Annotated in this window: 16 protein-coding genes; 6 read left to right on the top strand and 10 right to left on the bottom strand. The window is 71.0% G+C overall.

Annotated features, from left to right (window positions below; translation table 11 throughout):
* Positions 1-29: 29 nt before the first annotated feature.
* Entirely contained in the window at positions 30-401 is a 372-nt protein-coding gene (locus H5965_RS46245; RefSeq protein ID WP_396136972.1) for a winged helix-turn-helix domain-containing protein, read from the bottom strand.
* On the opposite strand from H5965_RS46245, the gene H5965_RS35315 reads away from it, so the two are divergent.
* Entirely contained in the window at positions 295-666 is a 372-nt protein-coding gene (locus H5965_RS35315) for a hypothetical protein (protein ID WP_310975186.1), read from the top strand. The two genes, H5965_RS46245 and H5965_RS35315, sit on opposite strands and share 107 nt — an antisense overlap.
* Before the next feature lie 191 nt (positions 667-857).
* Here the strand turns inward: H5965_RS35315 and H5965_RS35310 are convergent, their stop codons facing one another.
* On the bottom strand, positions 858-1,397 hold the full coding sequence (locus H5965_RS35310; RefSeq protein ID WP_310975185.1) for a snapalysin family zinc-dependent metalloprotease: 540 nt from the start codon (positions 1,395-1,397) through the stop codon (positions 858-860).
* A 183-nt stretch (positions 1,398-1,580) separates the two neighbouring features.
* Between H5965_RS35310 and H5965_RS35305 the strand changes: the two genes are divergently transcribed.
* Entirely contained in the window at positions 1,581-3,518 is a 1,938-nt protein-coding gene (locus H5965_RS35305; protein ID WP_310975183.1) for an AarF/UbiB family protein, read from the top strand.
* Between the two features lie 85 nt (positions 3,519-3,603).
* Here H5965_RS35305 and H5965_RS35300 read toward each other — a convergent pair whose 3' ends face one another.
* Positions 3,604-3,936, bottom strand: coding sequence for a YnfA family protein (locus tag H5965_RS35300; protein WP_310975182.1), 333 nt, complete (start codon positions 3,934-3,936; stop codon positions 3,604-3,606).
* A gap of 18 nt (positions 3,937-3,954) precedes the next feature.
* On the opposite strand from H5965_RS35300, the gene H5965_RS35295 reads away from it, so the two are divergent.
* The gene (locus H5965_RS35295) at positions 3,955-4,740 is read left to right on the top strand and encodes a DUF4184 family protein (protein WP_310975180.1); all 786 of its coding nucleotides are present in this window, start codon (positions 3,955-3,957) and stop codon (positions 4,738-4,740) included.
* Here the strand turns inward: H5965_RS35295 and H5965_RS35290 are convergent.
* Genes H5965_RS35290 through H5965_RS35260 form a run of 7 tightly spaced genes read right to left on the bottom strand, consistent with a single transcriptional unit; the run spans position 4,730 to position 11,093 of the window.
* Positions 4,730-5,125, bottom strand: coding sequence for a metal-sulfur cluster assembly factor (locus H5965_RS35290; protein WP_310975179.1), 396 nt, complete (start codon positions 5,123-5,125; stop codon positions 4,730-4,732). The two genes, H5965_RS35295 and H5965_RS35290, sit on opposite strands and share 11 nt — an antisense overlap.
* Complete coding sequence (sufU, locus tag H5965_RS35285) at positions 5,122-5,571, bottom strand: Fe-S cluster assembly sulfur transfer protein SufU (protein ID WP_310975177.1); 450 nt, start codon at positions 5,569-5,571, stop codon at positions 5,122-5,124. The genes H5965_RS35290 and sufU overlap by 4 nt, the downstream gene beginning before the upstream one ends.
* Positions 5,568-6,857, bottom strand: coding sequence for a cysteine desulfurase (locus H5965_RS35280; protein WP_310975176.1), 1,290 nt, complete (start codon positions 6,855-6,857; stop codon positions 5,568-5,570). The genes sufU and H5965_RS35280 overlap by 4 nt, the downstream gene beginning before the upstream one ends.
* Before the next feature lie 38 nt (positions 6,858-6,895).
* Positions 6,896-7,666, bottom strand: a complete 771-nt coding sequence (sufC, locus tag H5965_RS35275) for a Fe-S cluster assembly ATPase SufC (protein ID WP_310975175.1) — start codon at positions 7,664-7,666, stop codon at positions 6,896-6,898.
* A 27-nt stretch (positions 7,667-7,693) separates the two neighbouring features.
* The gene (gene sufD / locus H5965_RS35270) at positions 7,694-8,866 is read right to left on the bottom strand and encodes a Fe-S cluster assembly protein SufD (RefSeq protein WP_310975174.1); all 1,173 of its coding nucleotides are present in this window, start codon (positions 8,864-8,866) and stop codon (positions 7,694-7,696) included.
* 2 nt (positions 8,867-8,868) lie between these two features.
* Positions 8,869-10,317 (bottom strand): Fe-S cluster assembly protein SufB, encoded by a 1,449-nt coding sequence (gene sufB, locus H5965_RS35265; RefSeq protein WP_310975173.1) that lies wholly within the window; start codon positions 10,315-10,317, stop codon positions 8,869-8,871.
* A complete protein-coding gene (locus H5965_RS35260; RefSeq protein WP_310975241.1) occupies positions 10,314-11,093 on the bottom strand; it encodes a metalloregulator ArsR/SmtB family transcription factor in 780 nt (259 codons plus the stop codon). The genes sufB and H5965_RS35260 overlap by 4 nt, the downstream gene beginning before the upstream one ends.
* A gap of 159 nt (positions 11,094-11,252) precedes the next feature.
* On the opposite strand from H5965_RS35260, the gene mptB reads away from it, so the two are divergent.
* Genes mptB through H5965_RS35245 form a run of 3 tightly spaced genes read left to right on the top strand, consistent with a single transcriptional unit; the run spans position 11,253 to position 14,596 of the window.
* Positions 11,253-12,884 carry a polyprenol phosphomannose-dependent alpha 1,6 mannosyltransferase MptB gene (gene mptB / locus H5965_RS35255; RefSeq protein ID WP_310975240.1) on the top strand — a complete coding sequence of 544 codons (1,632 nt, stop codon included), beginning with the start codon at positions 11,253-11,255 and terminating at the stop codon, positions 12,882-12,884.
* A gap of 6 nt (positions 12,885-12,890) precedes the next feature.
* Positions 12,891-13,817, top strand: a complete 927-nt coding sequence (locus tag H5965_RS35250; RefSeq protein ID WP_310975172.1) for an ABC transporter ATP-binding protein — start codon at positions 12,891-12,893, stop codon at positions 13,815-13,817.
* The gene (locus H5965_RS35245) at positions 13,814-14,596 is read left to right on the top strand and encodes an ABC transporter permease (protein WP_310975171.1); all 783 of its coding nucleotides are present in this window, start codon (positions 13,814-13,816) and stop codon (positions 14,594-14,596) included. Before H5965_RS35250 ends, H5965_RS35245 begins: the two co-directional genes overlap by 4 nt.
* The last annotated feature ends 11 nt before the right edge of the window (positions 14,597-14,607 follow it).

Below are 14,607 nucleotides of genomic sequence, written 5' to 3'. Positions count from 1 at the left end.
CCGCACGTCGACGATCTCCCGGCGCTGGGTCAGCCGGTCGAGGACGAAGGCCCGGAAGGATTCGATGACGGCCCGGTCGGGCGGCCGCAGCCGCACGTCGACTGCGCGATGTGCAGGCGGCGGGCGAGTTCCTTGTTGGTCTGCTTGGCGTCCTCCTGGAGGGTCAGCAGCGCCGTGCCAAGTCGACCTGGCCTCGGCTGCGGACGCGACGCTGATCGTGGCCGCGTACCCGATCCTGACGCTGGCCTTGTCCGGCCGCGGGGTGTTTCCCCGCTCCGGCTGACGGGGATGCCGGTGGCGGTCGCGGGTGTCGGCCTGGTGGTCGGCAGCGCCGGCGCCCAGTCACTGTGGGGCGACGCGTTCCTGATCGCGGGCGGCCTGGCGTGGGCGGCGTACAACATCCTGGCCCGGCGCGACGGCTCCGGGACGTCGCCGATCGTGGTGACGTACTACCAGACACTCGCCGGGGCGGCCGGGTTCGTGCTGCTGTCACTGTCCGAAGTGGACCGCTGGCGCGTGCCGAGCGGGCCGGACGCGCTGCGGATCGTCGCGGTGAACCTGCTGAACATCGTCCCGGTGGCGGGCCTGGGCTGGGCGGTCCTGCTGGCCGGCGAGAGACCCACCCTGGTGCACCCTTCGGCGGCGCGGTGGTCATCGCCGGCGTGACACTGGGGGCGCGCGGCGATCGACGTGTCCACGACGCCGGCGACTCCGGAGACGATCGATGCGTCAAGGCCGGCGAAGTACGCCATGACCGCACCCGCCAGGATGGTCCCGAATCCGATCGCGCCCAGTACGGTCTGACGCACGCCTTCGGCGCCGCACAGGCACCGAAGGCATGCATCGAGACCCTCAATTCACCATGCGACCGTGCGCGTCTCCGCTTGGGACACCAACCCGTTCACCCACAACGACTGCACCTTCGCCGCCTCGGCTGCGGACGGCTTCGCGTTCTTGCACGCCGTTCCCGGGCCGTGGCCGGACATCAGTTCCGTGCACGGGCCGGTGTAGTGGTCCGGCAGCCCGAGGTTGTGGCCGAGTTCGTGCGCGGCGATGCGGGTCGGGTCGTAGCCCTCCGCCACCTGGCTCGTGTCCAGGTAGATCTGGCCGCGCCCGTGGCCGTTCGTGTTCGTGTACGAGCCGCCGCTGTGCACCTCGTGGAACACGATCGTCGCCCCCGTGGTCCGCTTGACCAGCTTGACGTCGGTGACCGCCGCGTTCCAGTTGGCCGCGCCCTGGTCGATCTGGCTCAAGTAGTCCGGGGCGCCCGCGGAGCTGTAGTACAGCGTCGTCACCGCGGCCGCCGAAGCGGCCGGGGCGATGGCCGAGCCCAGGGCCAGCGGGGCCGCGACCGCCGTGGCCAGCGCCACGACCCGGCCGAGCACGCGTCCGTTCATCGTGTCTCCTTTGTCTGGTTAAGAGAGCACTTCACCGTGGTTCGCGCGATCAGGTTAGAAGGCCACCACCGGGGCGGCCACGGCCGAAAGTCGTTCCCCCGCGGGAGGGAGACCGCTCCCGCCGCCGCGTGATCACCCGGGCCCGGCCGCCGTGGTCTGCTCGGCGACGGCGAAAGGGAACCGATGGACATCCTGCTGGGCCTGCTGACCCTCCCCCTGTACGTGCTCCTGCTGTGGCCGCTCGTGGCCGCCGCCCGCCGCGTGCTCGGCGTCCGGATCGGCGCCGTGCGCGCGCTGTGCGCCGCCGCCTTCGGGTGGCTCGTCGCCGGTGGCATCGGGCGGGCGTTCCCCGGTTCCCTGCTGCACCACGGCGGGGCGGCGATCGGCTTGCTGATCCCGTTGGCGGGCAGCGCTTTCCTCGCAACGCTGATCTTCCTGTTCGTCGCCGAGATGGCGCTCCCGCACGGCATCGGGCTCGGCCGGCTGCGGGGCCGGCTCGCCCGCACCCGCCGGTACGCGCAGATCAGCCGGATCGCCGTCAAGCACGGCCTCGGCCGCTACCTGACCGGCCGCCGCGAACCGGGAGAGACGCGCCATGCCAAGCTCGCGCGCTCCCTGCGCCGCGCGCTGGAGGAGGGCGGCGTGACGTTCGTGAAGCTCGGCCAGCTGCTCTCCACCCGCGCGGACCTGCTGCCCCCGATGTTCGCCGACGAGCTCGGCCGCCTCCAGGACCAGGTCGCGCCCGCCCGCGCCGACACGGTCCGGGCCCTGCTCGCCGACGAGCTCGGCGGCTCCCCCGACGACGTCTTCGCCGAGTTCGACCCCGAACCCCTCGCGGCCGCGTCGGTCGCGCAGGTCTACCGCGCGAAGCTGCGCAGCGGCGAGGACGTCGTGGTCAAGGTCCAGCGGCCGGGCGTGCGGGAGCAGGCCGAACGCGACATCGCCATCGTCCGGCGCGTCGCCGCGGCGCTGGAGGACCGCGCGGACTGGGCGCGCTCGCTCGGCGTCGCCGAACTCGCCGACGGGTTCGCCGCCGCGCTGGCCGAGGAACTCGACTTCACCATCGAAGCCCGCAACATCACCGCGGTGGCCGCCACGGGTTCCCCGGACGTCGTGCTCCCGAAGGTCCACAAAGGACTTTCCACCGACCGCGTGCTGGTGATGTCCCGCCTCGACGGCAAACCGCTCACCGCGGCGAAGGACCTGCCGGCGGCCGAGCGCCGGCGGCTGGCGCGGTCGCTCCTGCGCTGCCTGCTCGACCAGGTGATGCTCGGCGGCGTCTTCCACGCCGACCCCCACCCGGGCAACCTCATGCTGCTCGGTGACGGCCGCCTGGGCCTGCTCGACTTCGGCTCGGTCGGCCGCCTCGACGCCGGGCTGCGCGGCGGCCTCCAGAACCTGCTGCTCGCCCTGGACCGCGGCGACCCGGCTGGCCTGCGCGACGGGCTCCTCGAGATCGTCGACCGCACCACCGAGATCGACGAACAGCGCCTCGAACGCGCTCTCGGCGCCCTGGTCGCCCGCCACTTCGGGCCCGGCCGGACACCGGACCTCGACCTGTTCACCGGCTTGTTCCGGGTGGTCGCGGACTTCCGGCTCAGCGTGCCGCCGCCGGTGGCGGCGGTGTTCCGCGCGCTGGCCACGGTGGAGGGCACGCTGGCCGCGCTGGATCCCGGCTTCGACGTCGTCGCCGAGTCCCGCGCGTTCGCCGTCGAGCAGGTCGGCGCCGGGATGCGGCCGGGCCCGCTGGGCCGCACGGCGACCGGCGAGCTCCTGGCGCTGCTGCCGGTGCTGCGCCGCATCCCCCGCCGCATCGACCGGATCGGCGCGGCGCTGGAGGAGGGCAGGCTGTCGGTGAACGTCCGCCTGTTCTCCGACGAGCGCGACCGCGACGTCGTCACGAGCCTGGTCCACGAAGCCCTGCTGGCCTTCGTCGGCGCGGCAACCGGCCTGATGGCGGTGTTCCTGCTGACCGGCTCGGGCGGCCCGCGCATCGCCGAAGACCTGACGCTGCACCAGGTGTTCGGCTACAACCTGCTGGTGATCAGTGCGCTGGTGGGACTGCGGCTGCTGTTCGTCGTCTTCCGGCGTTCCGGACGAGCGTCACGACCAGCCCGGTGAACCCGGCGGCGCGGGGACGATTCCGGCGACACGGGCGGGAAAGACATCTCGGTCACGAAGATCTATCGGGCCCCCACCTGCGGCGTTACCCCGTCCGCGGCGCGTACATGATCACCGCGACCCCCGCCAGGCAGAGCAGTGCGCCGATGACGTCGTACCGATCCGGCCGGTAGCCGTCCGCGATGATGCCCCAGGCCAGCGAGCCCGCCACGAACACGCCGCCGTACGCGGCGAGGATGCGGCCGAAGTGGGCGTCCGGCTGGAGGGTTGCGACGAACCCGTACACGCCCAGCGCCACCACTCCGCCGCCGATCCACAGCAGGCCGCGGCTTTCGCGGATGCCTTGCCAGATCAGCCAGGCGCCGCCGATTTCGCACACCGCCGCGGCCAGGAACAGGAGGATCGACCGCAGGACCACCCCGGGATACTAACTCCCGTGCCGTTCACGCTGAGTCATCCCGCCGCCGTGCTGCCGCTGGCCCGGCGTCCCCTGGTGCCGTCGGCGCTCGTCGCCGGGTCGGTCGCGCCGGACCTCTTCTGGTTCGTCCCGCGGCTGCCCGGCGTCGGCCTGACGAAGACCCACGAACTCACGTCGGCTCTCTGGCTCGACCCGCTCCTGGCCCTGGCCCTGCTCGCCGTCTTCCACCTGCTGCTGAAGCGGCCGCTCATGGCACTGGCTCCGCAGCGCCTGGCCGAACGGCTCCCCCGCGACTTCCCCTGGAACCGACCGGGCTGGATCGCGGTCTCGCTCGTGCTCGGCGCCGCCACGCACGTCGGCTGGGACGCCTTCACCCACGAGAACGACGGATTCGCGTTCCTGCGGATCCCGCTCGTCACCGGCGTCGACGTCGGACGGCTGATCCAGCTGGTCAGCACCCTCGCCGGGGCCGCCGTGCTCGGCTGGTGGCTGTGGCGCTGGTACCGCACGGCGCCCGCCGCCCCGGCGCCGCCGGGCCTCCGCCGCCGGAAGACCGTGGCCGCGTTCCTCGCCGCCGGCGCGCTGGCCGGGGCCTTGACCAGCGTCCTGCCCTTCGTGGCCCACCACGACCCGATGACCCGGGCGGGCGTCGTCGGCAACGCCACCTACCTGCTCGTCACCGGCGCCGGCAGCGGGTTCGCCGTGGCCCTCGTGCTCTACGCACTCGCCTGGTACAGCTCGTCATACGCGAAACGGGCCACCCCGGAGGGTGACCCGCTCGACGTGCACGAACTCAGACAGTGAAGCCGAGGGCGCGCAGCTGCTCGCGGCCGTCCTCGGTGATCTTCTCCGGGCCCCACGGCGGCATCCAGACCCAGTTGATCCGGAAGTCCTTGACCAGCCCGCCGCTGGTGAGCGCGGCGTTCGTCTGGTCCTCGATGACGTCGGTCAGCGGGCAGGCCGCCGAGGTCAGCGTCATGTCGAGGGTCGCGGTGTTGTCGGCCTCGACGCGGATGTCGTAGACGAGGCCGAGGTCGACGACGTTGATGCCGAGTTCCGGGTCGACGACGTCGCGCATGGCCTCTTCGACGTCCTCGATCTTGGCGAGGTCGAGGTCCTGCTTGGCGGTGGTCTCGGCGTCGAGGTCGGCGGCGGTGCGCCCCTCACGAGTGGCGGTTTCTTCAGTCATGCCTTTTCAGCTCCACTGCTCGTCCGGGCGACGGCGTCCTTGAAAGCCATCCAGCCGAGGAGAGCGCACTTCACGCGGGCGGGGTACTTGGCGACGCCCGCGAAGGCGACCCCGTCCTCCAGCACGTCCTCGTCCGGCTCGACCTTTCCCTTGCCCTGCATCAGTTCCACGAAGGCGTCCATGGTGGTGAACGCCTCCTCGATCGTGTGGCCGACGACGAGGTCGGTCAGCACCGACGTCGAGGCCTGGCTGATCGAGCAGCCCTGGCCGTCGTAGGAGACGTCGGCGACCTTCCCGTCCTCGACCTTGACCCGCAGCGTCACCTCGTCGCCGCAGGTCGGGTTGACCTGGAACGACTCGGCGTCGAACGGGTTACGCAGGCCGCGCCCGTGCGGGTTCTTGTAGTGGTCCAGGATGATCTCCTGGTACATGCTCTCCAGGTTCACTGCCCCACCCCGAAGAACTTCTGCGCCTCGCGGATGCCCGCGACGAGGGCGTCCACTTCGGACAGGTCGTTGTACAGGTAGAACGACGCCCGCACGGTGGCCTGCGCGTGGCAGGCCCGGTGCAGCGGCCACGCGCAGTGGTGGCCGACCCGGACGGCGATGCCGAGGCTGTCGAGCACCTGGCCGGCGTCGTGCGGGTGCACGCCGTCGATCACGAACGACACGGTCGCGCCGCGGTCCGCCAGGTCGGTCGGCCCGATGATCCGGACACCCGGGATCGCGCCGATGCCTTCCAGCGCCGCCGCGGCCAGTTCCTTCTCGTGCGCGGCGATGCGGTCCATGCCGACGGCCGAGAGGTAGTCCACGGCCGCGCCGAGGCCGATGGCCTGCGACGTCATCGGGACGCCGGCCTCGAACCGCTGCGGCGGCGGCGCGAAGGTCGAGCCCTCCATCCGGACCATCTCGATCATCGACCCGCCGGTGAGGAACGGCGGCATGGCCGACAGCAGCTCGGTGCGCCCGTAGAGGACGCCGATGCCGGACGGGCCGAGCATCTTGTGCCCGGAGAACGCGGCGAAGTCGACGCCGAGCTCGTGGAAGCTCACCGGGAAGTGCGGCACCGACTGGCAGGCGTCCAGCACGGTGAACGCGCCGACCGCCTTCGCCTTCTCGACCAGCAGCGAGACCGGGTTGACCGTGCCGAGCACGTTCGACTGGTGCGCGAACGCGACCACCTTGGTGCGCGGCGTGATCAGTTCGTCCACATCGGACAGGTCGAGCCGGCCCTCCGGCGTGACCTTGAACCACTTCAGCGTCGCCCCGGTGCGCTGGCACAGCTGCTGCCACGGCACGAGGTTCGCGTGGTGCTCCATCTCGGTGACGACGATCTCGTCACCCGGGCCGACGACGAACCGCGCGGCTTCCGGGCCCGCGGTGGCGGCGTTGCCGAACGAGTAGGCGACCAGGTTGATGCCCTCGGTGGCGTTCTTGGTGAACACCAGTTCCTCGGGGTCGGCGCCGACGAACTCGGCGATCTTCGCCCGCGCGGACTCGTAGGCGTCGGTCGCTTCTTCGGACAGCTGGTGCGCACCGCGGTGGACGGCCGCGTTCGACGTCTCGACGTAGTGCCGTTCGGCGTCGAGCACGGCCGCCGGGCGTTGCGACGTCGCCCCGGAGTCCAGGTACACCAAGGGTTTCCCGTCGCGGACGGTGCGCGACAGGATGGGGAAGTCGGCCCGCAGGCCAGCCACGTCGAGTGGCAAAGAACCGGCCGAGGTGGTGGTCATCGGGCCGACTCCTCTCTTCTCGGTGTAACGGAACGGGGTCAGACCGCGGCGGGCTCGGTCTTGCCCGTGTACTTGACGTACCCGTTCTCCTCCAGCTCGTCCGCGAGCTCCTTGCCGCCCGATTCGACGATCTTGCCGTCGGCGAAGACGTGCACGAAGTCCGGCGTGATGTACCGCAGGATCCGGGTGTAGTGCGTGATCAGCATGACGCCGACCTCGCTCGAAGCCTTGTGCGCGTTCACGCCCTCGGAGACGACGCGCAACGCGTCGACGTCGAGGCCGGAGTCGGTCTCGTCGAGGATGGCGAACTTCGGCTTGAGCAGCGCCAGCTGCAGGATCTCGTGGCGCTTCTTCTCGCCGCCGGAGAAGCCCTCGTTGACCGAGCGCTCGGCGAACTCCTGCGAGATCTCGAGCTTGCCCATCTCCTCCTTGACCTCCTTGACCCAGTGGCGCAGCTTGGGGGCCTCGCCACGGACCGCGGTGGCCGCGGTGCGGAGGAAGTTGGACATGGACACGCCGGGCACCTCGACCGGGTACTGCATGGCCAGGAACAGGCCGGCGCGGGCGCGCTCGTCGACGCTCATCTCGAGCACGTTCTCACCGTCGAGCAGGACCTCACCCGAGGTGACCTCGTACTTGGGGTGACCGGCGATCGCGTAGGACAGCGTGGACTTGCCCGAGCCGTTCGGGCCCATGATCGCGTGCGTCTCGCCCGACTTGATGGTCAGGTTGACGCCCTTGAGGATCTCCTTGGCGCCTTCGTCGGTGGTGACCGAGGCGTGCAGGTCCTTGATTTCCAGGGTAGCCATTTCTTCGTTTCCTAAGTCAGAGAGCGGTCAGGCGCCAACGGCTTCGAGCTCGGCTTCGATCGCGGCTTCGAGGCGCTCGCGCACCTCGGGGACGTCGATCTTGACCAGGATCTCGTGGAAGAACCCGCGCACGACCAGGCGCCGCGCGGCTTCTTCGGCGATTCCGCGCGACTGGAGGTAGAACAACTGCTCGTCGTCGAACCTTCCCGTCGCGCTCGCGTGGCCGGCACCTTCGATCTCGCCGGTCTCGATCTCGAGGTTCGGCACCGAGTCCGCGCGCGCCCCGGGGGTGAGCACCAGGTTGCGGTTGAGCTCGTAGGTGTCGGTGGCCTCGGCGGCCGCGCGGATCAGGACGTCGCCGATCCACACCGTGTGCGCGTCGTCGCCCTGCAGGGCGCCCTTGTACATCACGCGCGACTTGCAGTTCGGCACCGCGTGGTCGACGAAGAGGCGGTGCTCCTGGTGCTGGCCCTGGTCGGCGAAGTAGACGCCGAGCATCTCGACGTCGCCGCCCTTGTCGGCGAAGGTCGCCGTCGGCGAGACACGGACCAGGTCACCGCCCAGGGTGATCACGGTGTGCCGCAGCGCGGCGTCGCGGCCCAGCTTCAGGTGCTGCTCGGAGACGTGCACGGCGTCGTCGGCCCAGTCCTGGACGCTGACCACGGTGACCTTGGCGCCGTCGCCGATGACGAACTCGACGTTGTCGGCGTAGGTGCCGGAGCCGACGTGGTCGAGCACGATGACGGCCTCGGCGAACGCCTCGGCGCGGACCTGCAGGTGCCCGTAGGCGACCTGGCCCTCGCCCGGGCCGTGGATCCGCAGCACGGACGGCTTCGACGCCTTCGTCTCCTTCGGCACCGTCACGACGGTGGCCTTGGTGAAGGACGAGTACGCCTGCGCGGCGATCCGGTCGCTCGGGACGCCGGCGGCACCGAGCCGCTCGTCGTCGCGGCCGACGGTCTCGATCTTCAGCTCGGGCGCGGCCTCGGCTTCGAGCGTGATCTCGCCGGTGGCGGTGGCGCTGCCGTCGTGGAGGCCGCGGAGGCGCTTCATCGGCGTGAAGCGCCAGTTCTCCTCACGACCACCGGGGACCTCGAAGGCCTCGACGTCGTAGGAGGTGAAGCGCTCCGCGCGGGAGGCGGCCGGGATGACCGCCCCCTCGCGAAGAGCTTCCGAAACGTTGTTCTCGGTAACCGACATGACTAGCCGACGGACCCTTCCATCTGGAGCTCGATCAGGCGGTTCAGCTCGAGCGCGTACTCCATCGGCAGCTCACGGGCGATCGGCTCCACGAAGCCGCGCACGATCATCGCCATCGCCTCGGCCTCGTCGAGACCGCGCGACATCAGGTAGAACAACTGGTCCTCGCTGACCTTGGACACCGTGGCCTCGTGGCCCATCGACACCTCGTCGTTGCGGATGTCCACGTACGGGTACGTGTCCGAGCGCGAGATGGTGTCCACCAGCAGCGCGTCGCAGACGACACTGGAGCGCGAGTGGTGCGCCCGCTTCGCCACGCGGACCAGGCCGCGGTAGGAGGTGCGGCCGCCACCGCGCGCCACCGACTTCGACACGATGGTCGAGGAGGTGTACGGCGCGAGGTGCTCCATCTTGGCGCCCGCGTCCTGGTGCTGGCCCTCGCCCGCGAACGCGACCGACAGGACCTCTCCCTTGGCGTGCTCGCCCATGAGGAACACCGACGGGTACTTCATCGTCACCTTGGAACCGATGTTGCCGTCGATCCATTCCATGGTCGCGCCCTCTTCGCACTTGGCGCGCTTGGTGACCAGGTTGTAGACGTTGTTCGACCAGTTCTGGATGGTCGTGTAGCGGCAGCGGGCGCCCTTCTTGACGATGATCTCCACGACCGCCGAGTGCAGCGAGTCGGACTGGTAGATCGGCGCCGTGCAGCCCTCGACGTAGTGCACGTACGCACCTTCGTCGACGATGATCAGGGTGCGCTCGAACTGGCCCATGTTCTCGGTGTTGATCCGGAAGTAGGCCTGCAGCGGGATCTCGACGTGCACGCCCTTCGGCACGTAGATGAACGAGCCGCCGGACCACACCGCCGTGTTCAGCGCGGAGAACTTGTTGTCACCGGCCGGGATGACCGAGCCGAAGTACTCCTGGAACAGCTCCGGGTGCTCCTTGAGCGCGGAGTCGGTGTCCAGGAACAGGACGCCCTGCTCCTCCAGGTCCTCGCGGATCTGGTGGTAGACGACCTCGGACTCGTACTGGGCGGCGACACCGGCGACGAGGCGCTGCTTCTCCGCCTCGGGGATGCCGAGCTTGTCGTACGTGTTCTTGATGTCCTCGGGCAGGTCCTCCCAGGAAGTGGCCTGCTTCTCCGTGGACCGCACGAAGTACTTGATGTTGTCGAAGTCGATCCCGGAGAGGTCGGCCCCCCAGTTGGGCATGGGCTTCTTCTCGAAGAGCTTGAGCGCCTTCAGTCGCGCTTCGCGCATCCACTCCGGCTCGGACTTCTTCGAGGAGATGTCGGTGACGACGTCCTCGTTCAGCCCGCGACGGGCGCTGGCGCCCGCCTCGTCGGAGTCCGCCCAGCCGAACGCGTACTTGCCAAGGGACTCGATGGTCTCTTCCTGGCTCAGTGGCGCGGTGGTGGGAGTGCGCTGCTCGGCAGCGGCAGTCATGCGGGTTTCCCTCCATTCGGGATCCGTGCTGTGTGCCCCTCGGGGGACACCGTTCTGGCCGGCTCGGGATGGGCCGGCTGACCCGCCGTGACGGGTACGTGGGTGGTGCACGCGGAGTCCCCGCGTGCGATGGTCGCCAGCCGCTGGACGTGGGTGCCCAGCAGCTGCGCGAACGCCTCCGTCTCGGCCTCGCACAGCTGCGGGAACTCCGCGGCGACGTGGGCGACCGGACAGTGGTGCTGGCAGAGCTGCGCGCCCACGTTCTGACCAGGAGCCGGGGCGCCGACCTGGCGGGTCGACGCAGCGTAGCCTTCCCTGCTCAGCGCGGCCGCGAGGGCCTCCGCGCGCGTCGCCGGCTCACCCGGTTCGGTGATCGCGGCGCGGTGCGGGCCGACGAGCTTCTCGATGCGCTGCTCGGCGAAGGCGCGCACGGCGTCCTCCCCGGCGTGCTCGGCCAGGAAGCGGATCGCGGAGACGGCCAGGTCGTCGTAGGCGTGCCCGAACCGGGCGCGGCCGGGCTCGGTGAGCAGGAAGAGCTTCGCCGGACGGCCCCGGCCGCGGGGTCCGCGGCGCGGCGCGTCCCTCGTCTCGGCTTCGCCGTCCGCGAGCAACGCGTCCAGGTGCCGCCGGACGGCGGTGGGGCTGATCCCGAGCTGCTCGGCGACCACGACGGCGGTCATGGGACCCTGTTCCAGCAGCAGCCGGGCGACCTCGTGGCGGGTCTTGCCCTCGGCGCTGACCTGCGACGGGACGTGCGGCTGCGCGGCGCGGGGCATGTCGCCGCCCGCCTGGTCACCCGCCTCCGTCTTTTTCACAACACAAGTGTGTCTTATTTCCGGGTGATCGGCAAAGGCGGGGTGTCCGGCAGTGACCCGACTCACTCGCCAGGCGACCGATACCCTGCACGCGTGGCAGTGGGCGAACAGGAACAGCAAGTGGCACGGCTCGAAACCGGGAGTGCCCACCCGGTGACGCTCTCGCCCGTCCGCCCCCGCGAGCCGCTCCCCCTGGAGGCCGCCGAGCAGCGCGGGCTGAACGTCGTCCGCCGCTTCGGCACGGTCGGCTCGCTGTTCCTCGCGCTCGGCTCCCTCGGCGCCGGCGCCGCCCCGGTGATCAACCCGGTGCAGGAGATCCCGGTGCTGCGGCTGTTCACCCGGATCCCGACGGTGTCGCTGGCCATCGCCATCTCCGGGATGGGCATCCTGGTACTGAGCTGGCTGATGCTCGGCCGGTTCGCCCAGCCCAGCCGCGCGCGGCTGGCGTCGCAGGGCCAGCTCGCGCGCACCACCGCGCTGTGGGTGCTGCCGCTGCTGGTCATCCCGCCGCTGTTCTCCCGCGACGTCTACAGCTACCTGGCGCAGAGCGAGATCGTGCACCGCGGGATGGACCCGTACGTCCTCGGCCCGGCGCAGGCGCTCGGCGTCGCCGACCCGTTCACCGCGGGCGTGTCGAACATGTGGCGCGAGACGCCGGCGCCGTACGGGCCGCTGGTGCTCCGCCTCGGCGGCTGGCTGGCGCCCCTGGCGGGCAACAGCATCGCGGTCGGCGTGCTGCTGCAGCGGGTACTGGCGCTGGCCGGCGTGGTCCTCATCGTGTGGGCCCTGCCGCGGCTGGCGCGCCGGTTCGGCGTCCAGCCCGCGACCGCGCTGTGGCTCGGCGCGCTGAACCCGCTGCTGATCTTCCACTTCGTCGCCGGCGCCCACAACGACGCGCTCGCCGTCGGCCTGATGCTGGCCGGGCTGGAGATCGGCATCCGGCGGCTGCCGATCCGGGTGAAGGGCGACACGCCACCCCCGCTGGCCCGCGGCGAACTGCTCTACATCGGGCTCGGGGTCGCGATCATCACCCTCGGCGTCGCGGTCAAGCTGCCCGCGGTGTTCGCGCTGCCGTTCTTCGCCGTGATGGTGGCGCGGCGCTGGCACGGCCGGCTCAAGGACCTGTTCGTGGCCGGCGCCCCGATGGCGCTGTGGTTCGGCGTGGTCCTGGTCGTCGTCTGCTTCGGCACCGGCCTCGGCTTCGGCTGGGTCGGGGCGACGTTCAACACGCCCGGCCTGGTCCGCTCCTGGATCTCCCCCACCGCCGAGCTGGCCAACCTCTCCGGCGTCCTCGGCATCGCGCTCGGGCTGGGCAACCACACCGACGCGCTGGTGCCGATCCTCGGCGTGCTCGGCTACCTCGTCGCCCTGGCGATCACGTTCAAGTTCCTCTGGGACAGCTTCAAGTGGCGCTACCGGCCGATCATCGGGCTCGGCGTCGCCCTCGGCGCGGTGATGATCCTGCAGATCAACCTGCAGCCGTGGTACGTGCTGTGGGCGGTGATCCCGCTCGCCGCCGCGGCCGGGACGTCCCGCTTCCGCGTCGCGGCGACGGTGATCAGCGCGGCCCTGCCGTTCCTGCTCCCCCCGACCGGCAGCACCTTCGACGGCCGCCCGTACGTGCTGCCGTTCGCCTACGTCGCGGCGATCGTCGTCTGCGGCGGCGGGCTGCTGATCGTGCGGCGGCTGGCTCCCGTGTTGCTCGCCAAGCCGTCCCCGCGGGTGCCCGAACCGGTCGACGCCGTATCGTGACCCGATGTGAGTGTCCCTGCCGTCGAGATCAGCGGGCTGGTCAAAAGCTACGGCTCCACCCGCGCGGTCGACGGCCTCGACCTGCGGATGGAGCGCGGCAGCCTGCTCGCCCTGCTCGGCCCGAACGGGGCCGGCAAGACGACCACCGTCGAGCTCTGCGAAGGCTTTTCGAAGCCTGACGCGGGCTCGGTGCGCGTGCTCGGCCTCGACCCGGTCCGCGAGTCTTCGGCGCTGCGTCCCCGCGTCGGCATCATGCCCCAGGGCGGCGGCGCGTACCCGGGTGTCCGGGCGGACGAGATGCTGCGCCTGGTGGCCTCCTGCGCGGCTTCGCCCCTGGACCCGGCGTGGCTGCTGGACGTCCTCGGCCTGACGCCGGTCCGCCGCACGCCGTTCAAGCGCCTCTCCGGCGGCCAGCAGCAGCGGCTTTCCCTGGCGTGCGCCCTGGTCGGCCGGCCGGAGCTGGTGTTCCTCGACGAGCCGACGGCGGGCATGGACCCGCAGGCCCGCCGCCTGGTGTGGGACCTGCTCTCGGCGTTGCGCGGCGACGGCGTCTCGGTGCTGCTGACCACGCACCTGATGGAAGAGGCCGAGGCGCTGGCCGACACGGTGGTGATCGTGGACCACGGCAAGGTCGTGGTGTCGGGCGCACCGCAGTCGCTGACGACGGACGAAACGGGCAGCGCGGGCCTGCGGTTCAAGGCCCGCACGCGGCTCGACACGGCGTTGCTGGCCGCGGCGCTGCCGGAGGGCTACGCGGTGCGCGAGTCGGCGCCGGGCACGTACACGGTGGTCGGTTCGGTCGACCCCCAGGTGGTGTCGACGGTCACGGCGTGGTGCGCCCAGCAGGGCGTGCTGCCGGAGGAACTGCAGGTCGGCAAGCGGACCCTGGAAGAGGTCTTCCTGGAGCTGACCGGACGGGAGCTGCGGGCATGACGTTTGCTCCGGGGACGTTCACCCCGGCGCCCGGGCGGGGATCGCTGGGCCGGATGCTGCGCACGCACGCGCGCGTCGAGGTCAGCTTGACGTTGCGCCACGGCGAGCAGGTGCTGCTGACGCTGCTGATCCCGCTGGCGCTGTTGATCGGGCTGTCCCTTTTGGACATCCTCCCGGCGTCTTCGCTGGGGTCCGTGCCGCGAGTGGACTGGATCACCCCGCGCATCCTGGCGCTGGCGGTGATGTCCTCGGCGTTCACCGGCCAGGCGATCGCCCTGGGCTTCGACCGCCGTTACGGGGTGCTGAAGCGCCTCTCGGCGACGGCGTTGCCGCGGTGGCTGCTGGTGGCGGGCCGCCTGGCGGCGGCGCTGGTGGTCGTGGTGCTGCAGTCGGTGATCATCGGCGTGGTGGCGGCGTTCCTCGGGTGGTCGCCTTCGTTGGCCGGGCTCTTCTCGGCGATCTTGTTGCTGGTGCTCGGGACGCTGGCGTTCGGAGCGCTGGGCGTCCTGCTGGGCGGGGCGTTGCGGGCCGAGGCGGTCCTGGCGCTGGCGAACATCGTGTGGTTCGTCCTGCTGCTGGCGGGCGGGATCCTGCTGGCGCCGTCGTCGCTGCCTTCGGGGCTGGCGCGGGTGGTGGAACTACTGCCGTCGGGAGCACTGGCGGAGGGCATGCGCGCGGCGTTGGTGGACGGTTCGTTCGCGCCCGGCCCCGTGCTGGTGCTGGCCGTGTGGGCGGTGGTCGCGGGCGCGGTGGCCGCACGGACGACGAAACTCACCTGAGTCCCGGCCTT

The organism is Amycolatopsis sp. 505 (genome assembly GCF_031625235.1).
In the GTDB taxonomy this organism is placed as follows: domain Bacteria; phylum Actinomycetota; class Actinomycetes; order Mycobacteriales; family Pseudonocardiaceae; genus Amycolatopsis.
Note: the sequence above shows the minus strand (reverse complement) of the source record. Positions and strands in the feature narration are given on the sequence as shown.

Bases quoted from the DNA above. Each gene is read 5' to 3' on its own strand.
- H5965_RS46245 (WP_396136972.1), bottom strand. From the start codon at position 401: ATGTTGTACGCCGCCCACGCCAGGCCGCCCGCGATCAGGAACGCGTCG.
- H5965_RS35310 (WP_310975185.1), bottom strand. From the start codon at position 1,397: ATGAACGGACGCGTGCTCGGCCGGGTCGTGGCGCTGGCCACGGCGGTC.
- H5965_RS35305 (WP_310975183.1), top strand. From the start codon at position 1,581: ATGGACATCCTGCTGGGCCTGCTGACCCTCCCCCTGTACGTGCTCCTG.
- H5965_RS35290 (WP_310975179.1), bottom strand. From the start codon at position 5,125: ATGACTGAAGAAACCGCCACTCGTGAGGGGCGCACCGCCGCCGACCTC.
- H5965_RS35280 (WP_310975176.1), bottom strand. From the start codon at position 6,857: ATGACCACCACCTCGGCCGGTTCTTTGCCACTCGACGTGGCTGGCCTG.
- sufC (WP_310975175.1), bottom strand. From the start codon at position 7,666: ATGGCTACCCTGGAAATCAAGGACCTGCACGCCTCGGTCACCACCGAC.
- sufD (WP_310975174.1), bottom strand. From the start codon at position 8,866: ATGTCGGTTACCGAGAACAACGTTTCGGAAGCTCTTCGCGAGGGGGCG.
- sufB (WP_310975173.1), bottom strand. From the start codon at position 10,317: ATGACTGCCGCTGCCGAGCAGCGCACTCCCACCACCGCGCCACTGAGC.
- H5965_RS35260 (WP_310975241.1), bottom strand. From the start codon at position 11,093: ATGCCCCGCGCCGCGCAGCCGCACGTCCCGTCGCAGGTCAGCGCCGAG.
- H5965_RS35245 (WP_310975171.1), top strand. From the start codon at position 13,814: ATGACGTTTGCTCCGGGGACGTTCACCCCGGCGCCCGGGCGGGGATCG.